The organism is Streptomyces sp. NPDC058665, from assembly GCF_042714995.1.
Classification (GTDB): domain Bacteria; phylum Actinomycetota; class Actinomycetes; order Streptomycetales; family Streptomycetaceae; genus Streptomyces.
This window is the reverse complement of record NZ_JBHXRX010000019.1, coordinates 123,959-137,840: the sequence shown is the minus strand read 5'-3', so window position 1 is coordinate 137,840 and position 13,882 is coordinate 123,959. Positions and strand designations below refer to the sequence as shown.

The 13,882-nt window shown below is 70.4% G+C and carries 15 protein-coding genes; 6 read left to right on the top strand and 9 right to left on the bottom strand.

The features are described 5' to 3' along the window. Positions 1-6: 6 nt before the first annotated feature. The 5 genes from fabF to ACFWV8_RS15140 form a co-directional block, all read right to left on the bottom strand. Positions 7-1,269: a beta-ketoacyl-ACP synthase II gene (fabF, locus tag ACFWV8_RS15160; RefSeq protein WP_384201189.1), complete on the bottom strand. Its 1,263-nt coding sequence runs from the start codon at positions 1,267-1,269 to the stop codon at positions 7-9. A gap of 79 nt (positions 1,270-1,348) precedes the next feature. Continuing rightward, the gene (locus ACFWV8_RS15155) at positions 1,349-1,597 is read right to left on the bottom strand and encodes an acyl carrier protein (protein WP_329388209.1); all 249 of its coding nucleotides are present in this window, start codon (positions 1,595-1,597) and stop codon (positions 1,349-1,351) included. 72 nt (positions 1,598-1,669) lie between these two features. Then, positions 1,670-2,671, bottom strand: a complete 1,002-nt coding sequence (locus tag ACFWV8_RS15150; protein ID WP_329388212.1) for a ketoacyl-ACP synthase III — start codon at positions 2,669-2,671, stop codon at positions 1,670-1,672. 15 nt (positions 2,672-2,686) lie between these two features. Beyond that, positions 2,687-3,616 (bottom strand): ACP S-malonyltransferase, encoded by a 930-nt coding sequence (locus tag ACFWV8_RS15145; protein ID WP_384201186.1) that lies wholly within the window; start codon positions 3,614-3,616, stop codon positions 2,687-2,689. An 89-nt stretch (positions 3,617-3,705) separates the two neighbouring features. Next, on the bottom strand, positions 3,706-4,887 hold the full coding sequence (locus tag ACFWV8_RS15140; protein WP_023542035.1) for a CdaR family transcriptional regulator: 1,182 nt from the start codon (positions 4,885-4,887) through the stop codon (positions 3,706-3,708). Between the two features lie 61 nt (positions 4,888-4,948). Here ACFWV8_RS15140 and ACFWV8_RS15135 point away from each other — a divergent pair, with 61 nt between their 5' ends. Beyond that, positions 4,949-5,614: a pirin family protein gene (locus ACFWV8_RS15135; RefSeq protein WP_384201220.1), complete on the top strand. Its 666-nt coding sequence runs from the start codon at positions 4,949-4,951 to the stop codon at positions 5,612-5,614. A gap of 4 nt (positions 5,615-5,618) precedes the next feature. On the opposite strand, the gene ACFWV8_RS15130 is transcribed toward ACFWV8_RS15135, so the two are convergent. Further along, complete coding sequence (locus tag ACFWV8_RS15130) at positions 5,619-6,440, bottom strand: serine hydrolase domain-containing protein (protein ID WP_384201183.1); 822 nt, start codon at positions 6,438-6,440, stop codon at positions 5,619-5,621. Between the two features lie 113 nt (positions 6,441-6,553). On the opposite strand from ACFWV8_RS15130, the gene ACFWV8_RS15125 reads away from it, so the two are divergent. After that, positions 6,554-7,027, top strand: a complete 474-nt coding sequence (locus tag ACFWV8_RS15125) for a MerR family transcriptional regulator (RefSeq protein WP_384201180.1) — start codon at positions 6,554-6,556, stop codon at positions 7,025-7,027. Further along, entirely contained in the window at positions 7,024-8,037 is a 1,014-nt protein-coding gene (locus ACFWV8_RS15120; RefSeq protein WP_384201178.1) for an aldo/keto reductase, read from the top strand. The genes ACFWV8_RS15125 and ACFWV8_RS15120 overlap by 4 nt, the downstream gene beginning before the upstream one ends. 172 nt (positions 8,038-8,209) lie before the next feature. On the opposite strand, the gene ACFWV8_RS15115 is transcribed toward ACFWV8_RS15120, so the two are convergent. The 3 genes from ACFWV8_RS15115 to ACFWV8_RS15105 all read right to left on the bottom strand — a co-directional run bounded on the left by ACFWV8_RS15115 (position 8,210) and on the right by ACFWV8_RS15105 (position 11,162). Then, positions 8,210-9,055, bottom strand: a complete 846-nt coding sequence (locus ACFWV8_RS15115; protein ID WP_384201175.1) for a DUF4429 domain-containing protein — start codon at positions 9,053-9,055, stop codon at positions 8,210-8,212. Between the two features lie 64 nt (positions 9,056-9,119). Next, positions 9,120-10,331, bottom strand: coding sequence for an alpha/beta hydrolase (locus ACFWV8_RS15110; RefSeq protein ID WP_384201172.1), 1,212 nt, complete (start codon positions 10,329-10,331; stop codon positions 9,120-9,122). A 171-nt stretch (positions 10,332-10,502) separates the two neighbouring features. Beyond that, entirely contained in the window at positions 10,503-11,162 is a 660-nt protein-coding gene (locus ACFWV8_RS15105; protein ID WP_384201169.1) for a TetR family transcriptional regulator, read from the bottom strand. Between the two features lie 260 nt (positions 11,163-11,422). On the opposite strand from ACFWV8_RS15105, the gene ACFWV8_RS15100 reads away from it, so the two are divergent. The 3 genes from ACFWV8_RS15100 (at position 11,423) to ACFWV8_RS15090 (ending at position 13,807) form a co-directional block, all read left to right on the top strand. After that, entirely contained in the window at positions 11,423-12,916 is a 1,494-nt protein-coding gene (locus ACFWV8_RS15100; RefSeq protein WP_384201218.1) for an MFS transporter, read from the top strand. Positions 12,917-13,090: 174 nt separating this feature from the next. After that, positions 13,091-13,477 (top strand): peptidase inhibitor family I36 protein, encoded by a 387-nt coding sequence (locus tag ACFWV8_RS15095; protein ID WP_384201215.1) that lies wholly within the window; start codon positions 13,091-13,093, stop codon positions 13,475-13,477. Positions 13,478-13,612: 135 nt separating this feature from the next. Then, entirely contained in the window at positions 13,613-13,807 is a 195-nt protein-coding gene (locus tag ACFWV8_RS15090; RefSeq protein WP_384201167.1) for a hypothetical protein, read from the top strand. Positions 13,808-13,882 lie beyond the last annotated feature (75 nt).

The following is a 13,882-nucleotide window of genomic DNA, read 5'->3' as shown; positions in this document are numbered from 1 at the left end:
GCTCGATCAGACCGAGCGGAACGCGAGCACCACGTTGTGGCCGCCGAAGCCGAACGAGTTGTTGATCGCCGAGATCGTGCCCTCGGGCAGCGCCCGTGCCTCGCCGCGCACGACGTCCGCGTCGACCTCCTCGTCCAGTTCGTCGACGTTGATCGTCGGCGGGGCCAGCCGGTGGTGCAGCGCGAGCACCGTCGCCACGGTCTCGATACCCCCGGCGCCGCCCAGCAGATGGCCGGTCATCGACTTCGTGCCGGAGACGGCCACATGGTCGAGGTCCTCGCCCATGACCCGGCGCAGCGCCTTGATCTCCGCCACGTCACCCTGCGGCGTCGACGTGGCGTGCGCGTTCAGGTGAACGATCTCCGACGGCTTCACGCCGGTGTTGTCGAGCAGGTTCCGCATCGCCGCCGCGACCCCGCGGCCGGTCGGCTCCGGCTGCGCGATGTGGTGGCTGTCGGCGGACAGACCCTGGCCGAGCACCTCGCAGTAGACGCGTGCGCCGCGCGCCTGCGCGTGCTCGGCGGACTCCAGGACCACGACCCCCGCGCCCTCGCCGAGTACGAAGCCGTCACGGCCCTTGTCGTACGGGCGGGACGCCTTCGTGGGCTCGTCGTTGTTCTTCGACATCGCCATCATGTTGGCGAACGCGGCGACCGGCAGCGGGTGGATCGCCGCCTCCGTGCCGCCCGCCACCACGACGTCGGCGCGGCCGGTTCGGATCATCTCCACGGCGTAACCGATGGCCTCGGCGCCCGACGCGCACGCGGAGACCGGAGTGTGCACGCCGGCCTGGGCGTTCACCTCCAGACCGACGTTGGCGGACGGTCCGTTCGGCATCAGCATCGGCACGGTGTGCGGGGAGACGCGGCGTGCGCCCTTCTCCTTCAGCACGTCGTACTGGTCGAGCAGGGTGGTCACACCGCCGATGCCGGAGGCGATGACCGTGCCGAGACGTTCGGGGGCGATGTTCTCGTCCTCGCCGGCCTTGGCCTTGTAGCCCGCGTCGGCCCACGCCTCACGGGCCGCGATCAGCGCGAACTGCGCCGAGCGGTCGAGCTTGCGGGCGAGCGGGCGGGGCAGCACGTCCGCCGGATCGACCGCGGCGAGCGCGGCGATCCGGACGGGCAGTTCGGCGAAGCGCTCGCTTTCGAGGGGCTTGACGCCCGAGCGGCCGGCGAGCAGGCCCTCCCAGGTCGATGCGCTGTCGCCACCCAGCGGTGTGGTTGCGCCGATACCGGTGACGACCACGGTGCGATTGGTCGGGCTCACTGGAATTCTTTCTCCACGTGTAGAGGGTGCGGAATTTGTACGGCGCCACCACCGGGTGGCGTCAGCCGCGCGACCTGGATCAGGCCTGGTGCTTCGTGATGTAGTCGGCGGCGTCGCCGACGGTCTTCAGGTTCTTGACGTCGTCGTCCGGGATCTTCACGTCGAAGCGCTCCTCGGCGGCGACGACGACCTCGACCATGGACAGCGAGTCGACGTCCAGGTCGTCGGTGAAGGACTTGTCCAGCTGGACGTCCTCGACCGGGATGCCGGCGATCTCGTTCACGATCTCCGCGAGACCCTTGACGATCTCTTCCTGAGTGGCGGCCATGTGGGCGCTCCTTCGATATTCAGCGTGAGCAGAGGGATTTGTACAAGCACGGTCCGGAAAGATCCGGTGTGCCTAGGGGAGGGTAACGACCGTCGCGGCGTACACGAGACCCGCCCCGAAGCCGATGACGAGCGCGGTGTCGCCGCTCTTCGCCTGACCGGTCGCCAGAAGCCGCTCCATCGCGAGCGGGATCGAGGCGGCCGACGTGTTGCCGGTGGTCTCCACATCGCGGGCGACCGTGACGTGTTCAGGCAGCTTCAGAGTCTTCACCATCGAGTCGATGATCCGCATGTTGGCCTGGTGCGGAATGAAGACGTCCAGGTCCTCCGAGGTGATCCCGGCCGCGTCGAGGGCTTGTTGGGCGACCTTCGCCATCTCGAAGACGGCCCAGCGGAACACCGCCTGGCCTTCCTGGGTGAGGGCGGGGAACCGCTCCACCGTCCCCTTGCGGTAGTCGTCCCACGGTACCGTCTGCATGATCGTGTTCGACTTGTCACCCTCGGAACCCCAGACCGTCGGACCGATCTGCGGCTCCTGTGCCGGGCCGACGACGACCGCGCCCGCGCCGTCGCCGAACAGGAAGGCGGTGGCGCGGTCTTCGAGGTCGGTGAGGTCCGACAGCCGCTCCACGCCGATCACCAGGACGTACTCCGCCGAGCCCTCGACGATCATGCCCTTGGCGAGCGTCAGCCCGTAACCGAAGCCCGCGCAGCCCGCCGAGATGTCGAACGCGGCCGGCTTGCCCGCGCCGATCCGGTCGGCGATCTCCGTCGCGACGGCCGGCGTCTGCTTGAAGTGCGAGACGGTCGACACGATCACGCCACCGATCTGCTCCGGCGTGATCCCGGCGTCGGCGATGGCCTTGCCGGACGCCTCGATCGACATCATGGCGACGGTCTCCTCGTCGGAGGCCCAGTGCCGGGTCGCGATGCCGGAGCGGGAGCGGATCCACTCGTCGGACGAGTCGATCGTCTCCAGGATCACCTCGTTGGGCACCACACGCGTCGGACGGTAGCCGCCGACGCCCATGATGCGGGCGTACGGGGCGCCCTGGCTGGGCCTGATCTTCGCCATGCTCTCTCGGGCTCCTTAGGCAGTGTGCTCGGCAACGATCTCGCGAGCCGCGTCGAGGTCGGCGGGGGTCTTGAGCGCCAGGGTCTTCACACCGGGCATGGCGCGCTTCGCGATGCCGGTCAACGTGCCGCCGGGGCACAGCTCGATCAGCGCCGTCACGCCCTGCTCCGTGAACGTCTCCATGCACAGATCCCAGCGGACCGGGTTGGCGACCTGGCCCACGAGACGTGCGACGACCTCGGCCCCCGTGCCCACAGTGTGCCCGTCCTTGTTGGACACATAGGGCAAGGCGGGGTCTGACACGTCGAGCTTTCCGGCCGCGTCCGCCAGTCTGGCCACCGCGGGGGCCATGTGCTCCGTGTGGAAGGCGCCCGCGACCTTGAGCGGCACCACGCGGCGTACGCCCTCGGGCTTGTCCGCGGCCAGGGCCTCGATCTGCTCCAGGGTGCCCGCGGCCACGATCTGGCCGGCTCCGTTCACGTTCGCCGGGGTCAGACCGAGCTTCTCCAGATGAGGCAGGGTCACCTCGGGGTCGCCGCCGAGCAGCGCCGCCATACCGGTCGGGGTGATGCCCGCCGCCTCGGCCATGGCCAGACCGCGCGTCCGGACGAAGCCCAGCGCGGCCTCCTCGCCCAGCACACCCGCGTACACGGCGGCGGTGATCTCGCCGACACTGTGGCCCGCGACCGCGCCCGCGCCGGCGGTGTCACCGAGCAGCCCGCGCACGGCCTCGCCCGAGAGCAGACCCGCGGCCACGAGCAGTGGCTGGGCCACGGCGGTGTCGCGGATCTCGTCCGCGTCGGCCTTCGTGCCGTAGTGCACCAGATCGAGGTCGATGGCCTCCGACCAGGCCCGCAGCCGGTCTTCGGCGCCGGGCAGATCGAGCCAGGGAGTCAGGAAGCCGGGCGTCTGAGCGCCTTGGCCGGGAGCGACGAGTACGAGCACCCTCACACTCTCTCGTGCGGACGGCCTTCGCCGCCCGTGGGGACAAGGACGAAGAACCGTCGGGGTAATTGTTGGTGTCCAACAAAAAGCTAGGAAGGCGATTCCCCGTCGGCCAGCCTGCCCAAGATCAACGCGATTCGCAGAGTGAAAGCGGAACGGACGTCGGACGGTGACCATCCGGTGACGTCGGTCACACGTCGAAGCCGGTAGCGCACGGTGTTGGGGTGCACGAACAGCATCCGGGCGGCGCCTTCGAGACTGCTCGCCTGTTCCAGGTAAACACTCAGAGTTTCCAGCAGCGCCGAACCCGCTTCTTCAAGCGGTCTGTAGATCTCCTCCACCAACTGCTCACGAGCGGCCGGATCCGACGCGATCGCGCGCTCCGGCAGAAGGTCGTCGGACAGTACCGGACGCGGCGCGTCCTGCCACGCCGAACACGCCTTCAGCCCGGCCGCCGCCGCCTGCGCCGACCTCGTGGCCGCCAGCAGGTCGGGCACCACGGGGCCCGCCACCACAGGCCCGGCCGCGTACGGCCCGATCAGGGCCTTCGCGACCTGGAGCGGGTTGTCGCTGCCGCCCGCGATGACGACCAGCCGGTCGCCGAGCACCCCGGTCAGGACCTGGAGCTTGGCGTGCCGCGCGGCCCGGCGGATCGCCTCCACGGTCAGCTCGCTGTCCCCGTCGGGCGCGGTGCCCAGCAGGACGCACACATGCTCGGGCGAGTTCCAGCCCAGCGCGGAGGCCCGCGACACGGCCCCCTCGTCGGCCTCGCCGGAGAGCACCGCGTTCACCACCAGCGACTCCAGCCGGGCGTCCCAGGCGCCGCGCGCCTCGGCGGCCTGCGCGTACACCTGGGCCGTCGCGAAGGCGATCTCCCGCGCGTACACGAGCAGCGCCTCGCGCAGCACGGACACATCCCCGGGCGCCGCGACCTCCTCGATCGCCGACTCCATGACCTCGATCGTGGTGCGCACCATCTCGACGGTCTGGCGCAGCGTGATCGCCCGGGTCAGCTCACGCGGGGCCGTACCGAACACGTCGGTGGAGATGGCCTGCGGGGTCTCGGGGTGCCGGAACCACTCGGTGAAGGCCGCGATACCGGCCTGGGCCACCAGACCGATCCAGGAACGGTTCTCAGGCGGCATCGCGCGGTACCACGGCAGCTTCTCGTCCATGCGGGCGATCGCGTTCGCGGCCAGCCTGCCCGCCGACTTCTCCAGTCGGCGCAGGGTCGCGGGATGCGGATGGGCTTCGTTCGCTGGTTCAGGCACGGGACAAGACTGCCTTATCAGGGCGGTCGCGTGCGGGGGAGGCCCTAACGTAGGGGCCGTGATTTCTGTCCGGTACGCCGACGACCGCTATCCCGGCGGTGATCTGTCCGCGGGGATCGAGTCCTACCACGCCTTCTCCTTCGGAGAGTTCTACGATCCGGACAACCTCCGGTTCGGCGCGGTGATCGCCTGCAACGAGGAACGGCTCGCGCCCGGCGCCGGGTTCGGCGAACACCCGCACAGCCACACCGAGATCGTCACCTGGGTCGTCGAGGGCGAACTCACCCACCGAGACTCCGCCGGGAACGCCACGCTGGTGCGGCCCGGCGATGTGCAGCGGCTCAGCGCGGGCGGCGGCGTACGGCATGTGGAGCGCAACGACAGCGGGCAGCCGCTGGTGTTCGTCCAGATGTGGCTGGCCCCGCTCACCCCCGGCGGCGCCCCCCGCTACGAGATCGTGCACGGGATCGCCGACTCCACGCCGTACGCGCTCCCCGAGGCGGGCGCGATGCTGCATGTGCGCCGGCTCCACGGCGGCGAGCGGGCCGCGGTCCCCGACGCCGCGTACGCCTATCTGCATGTGGCGCGGGGCCTGGTGGTCCTGGCGGGCGTGGAGTTGGGGCCGGGGGACTCGGCGCGCATCACGGACTCCGCGAGCCTGGAGCTGACCGCGGACGAGCCGTCCGAGGTACTGATCTGGGAACTGGGCCCAAACGACAGACCCTAGTTCTTCAGGAGGCCGAGCGCAGTTCCGCCAGCACCGCGTCAGTGAACGGCGGCCACGCGTCGACCGCCCACGGGCCGAAGTCCCGGTCGGTCAGCGCCACGCACGCCGCGCCCGCGTCCGGGTCGACCCACAGGAACGTGCCGGACTGCCCGAAGTGGCCGAAAGTACGCGGTGACGACGAACTCCCCGTCCAGTGCGGCGACTTGGAGTCCCTGATCTCGAAGCCCAGACCCCAGTCGTTGGGCTTCTGGTGCCCGTAACCCGGCAGGATCCCCGACAGCCCCGGGTGGACCACCGTCATCGCCTCCAGCACCGTACGGGGGTCGAGCAGCTGCGGCGCCTGGAGTTCGGCGGCGAAGCGGATCAGGTCGTCCACCGTCGAGACACCGTCCTTGGCGGGCGATCCGTCCAGGGCGGTCGACGCCATGTCCAGCGGTTCGAGGACCGCCTGGCGCAGATACTCGGGGAAGGGGATGTCCGTCGCCTTCGCGACGTGCTCGCCGAGCGCCTCGAAACCCGCGTTCGAGTACAGCCGGCGGGTGCCGGGCGGGGCCGTCACCCGGTGCTCGTCGTAGGCCAGACCGCTGGTGTGCGAGAGAAGATGGCGGACGGTCGAGCCCTCGGGACCTGCGGGCTCGTCCAGCTCGACCGCGCCCTCCTCGTACGCCACGAGCACCGCGTACGCGGCGAGCGGCTTGGTCACCGACGCCAGCGGGAAACGGTGCGACGCCGGGCCGTACGACCCGCTCACGGTGCCGTCCGCCCGTACGACGGCTGTGGCGGCCGTCGGCACCGGCCAGTTCTCGATCATCGCCAGGCTCTGCATGGCCCCGAGCGTAGACGGGCCCCGTCCGCCGCCCGACCCCGGTAGGGGACCTGGCGAGAATCGTTGCCATGTCCTCTTGCTTCGAGTGCACTCCAAGGTCCTACGTTGATGGCATGACGCTGATCGAGAGCACCCCCGTCGCGGAGGAGACCGAGGACATCTGTGTGACGGTCCCGCCGACCCATCCCCGCCCCGCCGGTGGCGACCGGTACACGATCAGCGAAGTGGCCGCCTTCACCGGCCTCACCGCCCACACCCTGCGCTGGTACGAGCGCATCGGACTCATGCCGCACGTCGACCGGTCGCACACCGGGCAGCGGCGCTTCAGCAACAGGGACCTCGACTGGCTCGCCTTCGTCGGCAAACTGCGTCTCACCGGTATGCCGGTCGCCGACATGGTCCGCTACGCCGAGCTGGTCCGCGAGGGCGAGCACACCTTCGAACAGCGGCAGGAGCTGCTTCAGCAGACCCGGCGCGACGTGCGCGCGCGGATAACCGAGCTCCAGGACACCCTCGCCGTACTCGACTACAAGATCGACTTCTACGCCGGTGCGCATGCGCACCGCGCGTCGGAAAGGGCATCATGAGCATCGAGAAGATCAACACCGTGACGCTCGGCACCGCCGGACCCACGGTCGGTGTCCAGGGCTTCGGGGCCATGGGCATCAGCGAGTTCTACGGCGACACGGACGAGACGGCCGCCAGGGACACCCTCGAAGCGACCGTTGAGGCGGGCGTCACCCTCATCGACACCGCCAACGTGTACGGGCGCGGTGCCAACGAGATGTTCCTCGCGCCGTTCGTCGCGGCCCACCGCGACGAGATCACCCTCGCCACCAAGTTCGGCATAGAGCGCACCGACGATCCGAAGTACCGGGGCGTGCGCAACGAGCCCGCGTACATCAAGCAGGCCGTCGAGGACTCCCTGCGGCGCCTCGGCGTCGACGTCATCGACCTCTATTACATGCACCGCCACGACCCGGCCGTGCCGTTCGCCGAGTCCGTCGGCGCGATGGCCGAACTCGTCGCCGATGGCAAGGTCAAACACCTCGGCCTCAGCGAGGTCACCGGTGCCGAGCTGCGCGAGGCGCACTCCGTGCACCCCATCAGCGCGCTCCAGTCCGAGTGGTCGCTGTTCTCGCGCGACGTCGAGACGAGCGCCGCGGCCGTCGCCGCCGAGCTCGGTGTGGCCCTGGTGCCGTACTCACCGCTCGGACGCGGCTTCCTGACCGGCTCGTTCACCCAGGCGGACACGGAGCTCCAGAGCCAGGACTTCCGGCGCGGCATGCCGCGCTTCACCGGTGAGAACGCGGGCCGCAACGCGGCGCTCCTGGAACCGGTCCGCACAGTCGCGACGGCGCACGACGCGACGGTCGGGCAGATCGCGCTCGCGTGGGTGCGGCAGCGGGCCCAGGTGCACGGGCTGACCGTCGTACCGATCCCCGGGACGCGCAAGCGCACGCGCCTGCTGGAGAACGCGGCGGCCACGCGTATCACCCTCACGCCCGGTGAACTGGCGCTCCTGGAGCCGATCGCGGGCCAGGTCACGGGCGCCCGCTACGCGGACATGTCGTCGACGTCGTCGGCCCGGGAGTAGCGGGGTCGCCTCCGTCGGGGTTGGTGGTGCGGGCCGGTGTCCGGGTGCCCCTCCGAAGGCCCCGACCCCCGCCCCGTCGCCGACAACCGCAACCCAACAACCCCGCACCGCCGGACGGCAACCGGCCGGAGGCGACCCCGCGCCCGAGGCGCACCCCGCCGGAGGCGACCCGTCACAGCTCCGACAGCAGCTCCGCCTTCTTCGCGCTGAACTCCTCGTCCGTCACCAGTCCCGCCTCGTGCAGCTCCCCCAGGTGCCGGATCCGTTCGGCGATGTCCGCCGGGTCGCGGCGGCCCACCGGTACCGGGACCGGGACGGGGCCCGATTTGCGTACGGCCGCGAGGACCGCCGCCGCGAACGGCAGGGACTCGTGGACCGGGCCGTAGCCGAGGCCGAAGACCACGGCCGCCGGGTCGTGGTCGGCCTGGGCGGGCTGCTCGTGGTCGCCGTGGCGCAGCAGTCGCAGGTAGCCGTCGAAGACCTCGGGGGAGCGCCACTCGACCCCGCTCAGCTCCGAGACGGCGAAGCGCTGGTCGCCCGCCTTCCACTTCGCCGACGACGCCCCGGTCCAGAACCAGCGGAAGGAGACCTTGGAGCCGTCGAAGGACGCCTTGCCGTCGTACGCCTTGAAGTTCAGGGGCGCCGGGGGAGGGGCCACCAGATGGCGGTCGGCCGGCTCCTTCGTGGTGAGGGCGGCGCGCAGCTCGTCCGCGTAGTACTCCGCGAGCGTCTCGCGCTCCGCGGGCAGCACCAGCCGGTACGGATCGCCGGAGTCCTTGAGCTGGCCGGCCGCCGCCTCCATCAGCGGGTCGGCGCCGGGTCTGGGCACGGCGTGCAGCACCACCGTCCCGCGCTTGCCCGGGGAGAGCGTCACCGACTCCAACGCCTCGTGCGGTACACGCCGTTCGCGCAGTGCCTGGAAGAGCTTCGGCGTGCGTATCCCCCGTTCGAAGCGGATGAGCACGGAGTCGCTTTCGAACTCCCAGGTGGCATGAATTCCGGCCAGCACATCACCCATGTGCCTCATCGTAGGCGGCGCGGGGCCGCACGTCGCCCCTCGGCGAAACCGAGTTCTACGCGCGTCAGATCACTTCGCCGTCGGAGATTCCGCTCCGGCACCCGTCACCGTCGTCCGCACAACTGGTGTTCCGGTACGAACCGACCCCGATGTCCGCGAAGTTCCGCAGGCTCTCCGTGCCCGGCTCGAAATAGCCGGTGTGGCCGGCCGCGCCCCGCGCGGACAGCACCCGTGCGCCGAAGTCCGACGTCATCGGGTCGGCGCCGTGGCCGAGCCCGCCGACCTCCAGATACGGCACGGCCTGGATCCAGTCGTCGTTGTCCCGCATCGCCCAGACCCGGGCGCGGGAGTCCAGCTGGCCGGCCGACTCGGCCCGCATCCCGGGACTGCCCGCGACCGCCACGTCCGTGACCCGGGCGGGCAGCCGGCGCGCGGCGATGCCGCACACCACGGAGCCGTAGCTGTGGCAGATCAGCGAGACCCGCGAGGTGCCCGGCAGCGCCGAGGTGAGCGCCTTGAGGCGCCCGGCACCCTTCGACGCCAGCCGCCCGGTCACCGCGTCCACGCCGATCCCCGAGGGCGCCGTGTAGTCGGCCCACGCGATGACGGCGGTACGGGTACGGGGCGAGGCCGCGCGCTCCGCCTCGTACAGCGATCTGGCCATGCCGACGGGCGCGGTGTAGCGGCGCTTGGTCCGCTCGAAGGTCAGCAGGTTCGTGTCGGCGCCCGGGACGACCACCGAGACGCGCCTCGCGCTGTCGAGATCGCCGAAGACCTCCGCGGCGCGGCCGTCGCCGGTCGGGTCGAAGGCGAGGATCTGGCGGCCCTCGCCCGCCATCGACTCGAAGCGGTGCATCCGCCGGCCCGCCTGGTGCCGGCCCGCGACGGAGAGTCTGCTGTCGTCCATCCGTTCCCGCTCGACGTCCCGCGCCTGGATCACGGCCAGCCGGTTGGCGCGGTAGCGCAGTGTCAGGGGCGCGCCGTTGAGATTGCCCACCACAAGGGGGTACCGGTCGGCGAGCCCGGTCCGCTGCGCGGTGCTGAGCGAGGCGAAGAACGCGGCCAGCCGCTTCGGCGGGGCATGGGGGTCGGGCAGATCGAAGGGGCCGACGCGGCCCTTCTCCCACGCCGAGAGCGCCCTCATCCGTGCCGTGCCGTCTTCGCCGTGCCTCTGGAGAGCGGTCCATCCGGTGGAGGCCAGCATCACGAAGACCACGGCGAGTGCCAGCAGGGTGCGCCATGCGGTGAGGGAGGGGGAGGAGTCGAAGGAAGTCACTGCGCAACACAGTAGGAGACGCCCGGCGGCGCTCGTGACGGCCGTGAGGCAGATCACTCCCTGGAGAGGGATCAACTCGCGTTTGTTCACGCTCCGTCGGGGTAGTGCGCACGCACCGGTGCTCAGGTGTGGCGTACGTAACAGGGCGCAAGGTGTGAATCGGCCGCGCTCTCAGGGCGTCCGCGGGCGCCGCCAGTCACCCGCGAGCGTGGGCACGAGCTGGTCCAGATACGACTCCGTCAGCTCCTGGAGCCCCTCCAGGCCCGTCTCCCGCTGTCCCCACAGCCGGCCCGTCACCCGCATCACCCCGGAGAACGCGGCGACCGCCACCCGGGGCCGGGGATCCGTCTCCACATCGAGCCCCTCGCGCTCGGCGATCACCAGCGCGATCAGATCCTCCAGCTCCGTGGCGCGCCGCAGATGCGCGGCCAGCAGCGCGGGGGTGGATTCGATCATCCGGTACGTACGCAGGTGCACCTCGACCGGGACCAGGGCCTCGATCGCCTCGTTGATGGAGTTCCAGGCGCCCAGCACCGCGTTGCGCATGGCCTCGAACGGGGTCTCCCGGGCCGGGCGTTGACGCAGCTCCGCCACGAAGCGCGACTCCACCATGGACTGGATGGTGAAGGCGGCCTCCTCCTTGCTGGCGAAGTAGCGGAAGAAGGTGCGCTGGGAGACGTCGACCGCCTCGGCGATCTCGTCGACGGTCGTCTCCTCGTACCCCCGCGTCGTGAACAGCTCCAGGGCCGCCCGCAGCAGGGCGTCCCGCGTACGCTGCTTCTTCAGCTCCCGCAGTCCGGCCGGATGCCGTGCCGCCCGCTGCCCGTTCATCGTTCTCCGGTCCTCTTTCCCGTCACTTCTCGTCCACTTCGTACGCTGTCGTCGGCCCGAGGTGAGATGTGAGCCACGTGACAGTTACAGGCTAGTGAAATGGTTGGTCAACTGTCAGACGCTGTCATTAGTCTCGGGACATGACTAGTCAGACCACCGTCAAATCGGCGCCGAACGATCCGCGGGACGCGGCTCCGGGAGCCACGAAGGGCCTCCGCGGCCACCCCTGGCTGACGCTCTTCTCCGTCGCCATCGGCGTGATGATGGTCGCGCTCGACGGCACGATCGTCGCCATCGCCAACCCCGTGATCAAGGAGGACCTCGGCGCCACCTTCGCCCAGGTCCAGTGGATCACCAACGGCTACCTCCTCGCGCTCGCCGTCGCGCTCATCACCGCGGGCAAGCTCGGTGACCGCTTCGGCCACCGTCAGACCTTTCTGATCGGCATCGCGGGCTTCGCCGCGGCCTCCGCCGTCATCGGGTTCTCCGACAGCGTGGCGTTCGTCGTCGCCTTCCGCGTGCTCCAGGGCGTCTTCGGCGCCCTCCTGATGCCGGCCGCGCTCGGCCTGCTGCGCGCCACCTTCCCCGCCGAGAAGCTGAACATGGCCATCGGTATCTGGGGCATGGTCATCGGCGCCTCCACCGCGGGCGGCCCGATCGCCGGTGGTCTGCTCGTCGAACACGTCAGCTGGCAGTCCGTGTTCTTCATCAACGTGCCCGTCGGTGTCGTCGCCCTGGTCCTCGGCCTGGTGATCCTCAAGGACCACCGGGCGGCGAAGGCCCCCAAGTCCTTCGACGTCGTCGGGATCCTGCTGCTCTCGGCCGCGATGTTCTCCCTGATCTGGGCGATCATCAAGGCGGGCGAGTCCTGGGGCTGGAGCTCGGGCGGCACCTGGGCGTTCCTGGGCGCGGCGGTCCTGTGCTTCGTCCTGTTCGCGGTCTGGGAGACGAAGGTCAGGGAACCCCTCGTACCGCTGAGCATGTTCCGGTCCGTCCCGCTCAGCGCCGGCACGATCCTGATGGTGCTGATGGCGTTCGCCTTCATGGGCGGCCTCTTCTTCGTGACGTTCTATCTCCAGGGCGTCCACGGCATGAGCCCCGTCGACAGCGGTCTGCACCTGCTGCCCCTGACGCTCATGATGATCGTGGCCTCGCCCGTCGCGGGCCTGCTGATCACCAGGTTCGGACCACGGGTCCCGCTGGTCGGCGGCATGGTCGCCACGGCCGTCGCCATGTTCGGCATGTCCACCCTGTCGCCCGGGTCCGGCACGTTCGTGATGTCGCTCTGGTTCGCGCTGCTCGGCATGGGGCTCGCCCCGGTCATGGTCGGCGCCACCGAGGTCATCGTCGGCAACGCGCCGCTGGAGCTCTCCGGCGTCGCCGGCGGTCTCCAGCAGGCCGCGATGCAGGTCGGCGGCGCGCTCGGTACGGCGGTGCTCGGGGCCGTCATGTCCGCCAAGGTCAGCGCCGACCTCGAAGGCAACTGGCAGGACGCCGGCATCCAGCTGCCGCTGGACCCGTCCCTGGAACAGGCGGCCGAGATCGGCGTCGCCCCGCCGGCGCTGGCCGAGGCACCCGGCGTGACGCCGGACGTCTTCGCGAAGATCACCGGGGTCATGCAGGACACCTTCGTGTCCGGGATGAGCCTGGCGTTCCTCGTCGCCGGTGTGGTCGCGGTGGTCGCGGCGTTCGTCGCCACCCGGACCAAGCGCGGCGACAACGCGGACGCGGCCGGGGGCGGCGTGCACATCTGACGCGACGTCAACATGGTGCGATCCACCGCGACGGCCCCGCCCGGACATCCCGGCGGGGCCGTCGCCTGTTCGGGTGGAGTACGGCAAGATCCTCTTCCCGTGGGGCGGGCCGCCGGGTCAGAGTGCGGACAACTGATCGGCACCACACGGGGGTTCACCATCATGCGTACAGCCATGCGTACGACCATGCCTGTCACCCTTCTCACCGCGGCCACCCTGGCCGCCGCGACGGCCCTGCTGCCGGGCCCCGCCCCTGCCGCCGCGGCCGTCGCCGCCCCGCGCGACGCCTGCGGACCCGGCGAACTCTGTCTGTGGGGAAAACCGGATTTCCGCGGCGCCCGCCAGACCCATGAGCTCTTCCGCACCGAGATCCAGAGCTGCGTCCCGCTGCCGCCGGGCACCGACGCCCAGTCCCTGGTCAACCGCACCGGACGGCCCGTCACCACCTACCAGTCGCAGGAGTGCGAGGAGACCGGTGAGTTCGAGACGTACCCCGGCAACGGCACCTGGGTTCCCCAATCGCCCTACCGCGTACGGGCCTTCAAGGTCTGGGAGCGCTGAGCGGGGGTACGCGACTTTCCAGACAGCCCACATCAACCGACACAAGGAGTGATGATGACGGGCTTCGGAAACACCCGGACACGCAAGCACCCTCGTTCACGCGGCCGGATGGGGTCACGGAACGGGACGGACCGCGTGACCATCGGAATCATCGGCCTGGTCTTCGCCGTCGTGGGTCTGTTCGTCCTGTCGATCGTGCTCGGCCCGCTGGCCATCGTGCTGGGCTGGCTGGGCATGGGCCGACGCTGGAGCACCGCGTACATACCCGCGGTGATCGCCTTCGCGCTCGGCATCGTCGACACCGTACTGGCGCTGATGTGGCTGGCCTGAGCGGCCGTTTCGGCAGCCGGCAGCCAGCAGCCGGCCCCGTGTCCACGGGGCCGGCCACCGGCCGCGTACCGCTCG

Bases quoted from the DNA above. Each gene is read 5' to 3' on its own strand.
- ACFWV8_RS15155 (WP_329388209.1), bottom strand. From the start codon at position 1,597: ATGGCCGCCACTCAGGAAGAGATCGTCAAGGGTCTCGCGGAGATCGTG.
- ACFWV8_RS15150 (WP_329388212.1), bottom strand. From the start codon at position 2,671: ATGGCGAAGATCAGGCCCAGCCAGGGCGCCCCGTACGCCCGCATCATG.
- ACFWV8_RS15130 (WP_384201183.1), bottom strand. From the start codon at position 6,440: ATGCAGAGCCTGGCGATGATCGAGAACTGGCCGGTGCCGACGGCCGCC.
- ACFWV8_RS15125 (WP_384201180.1), top strand. From the start codon at position 6,554: ATGACGCTGATCGAGAGCACCCCCGTCGCGGAGGAGACCGAGGACATC.
- ACFWV8_RS15120 (WP_384201178.1), top strand. From the start codon at position 7,024: ATGAGCATCGAGAAGATCAACACCGTGACGCTCGGCACCGCCGGACCC.
- ACFWV8_RS15115 (WP_384201175.1), bottom strand. From the start codon at position 9,055: ATGGGTGATGTGCTGGCCGGAATTCATGCCACCTGGGAGTTCGAAAGC.
- ACFWV8_RS15105 (WP_384201169.1), bottom strand. From the start codon at position 11,162: ATGAACGGGCAGCGGGCGGCACGGCATCCGGCCGGACTGCGGGAGCTG.
- ACFWV8_RS15100 (WP_384201218.1), top strand. From the start codon at position 11,423: ATGATGGTCGCGCTCGACGGCACGATCGTCGCCATCGCCAACCCCGTG.
- ACFWV8_RS15095 (WP_384201215.1), top strand. From the start codon at position 13,091: ATGCGTACGACCATGCCTGTCACCCTTCTCACCGCGGCCACCCTGGCC.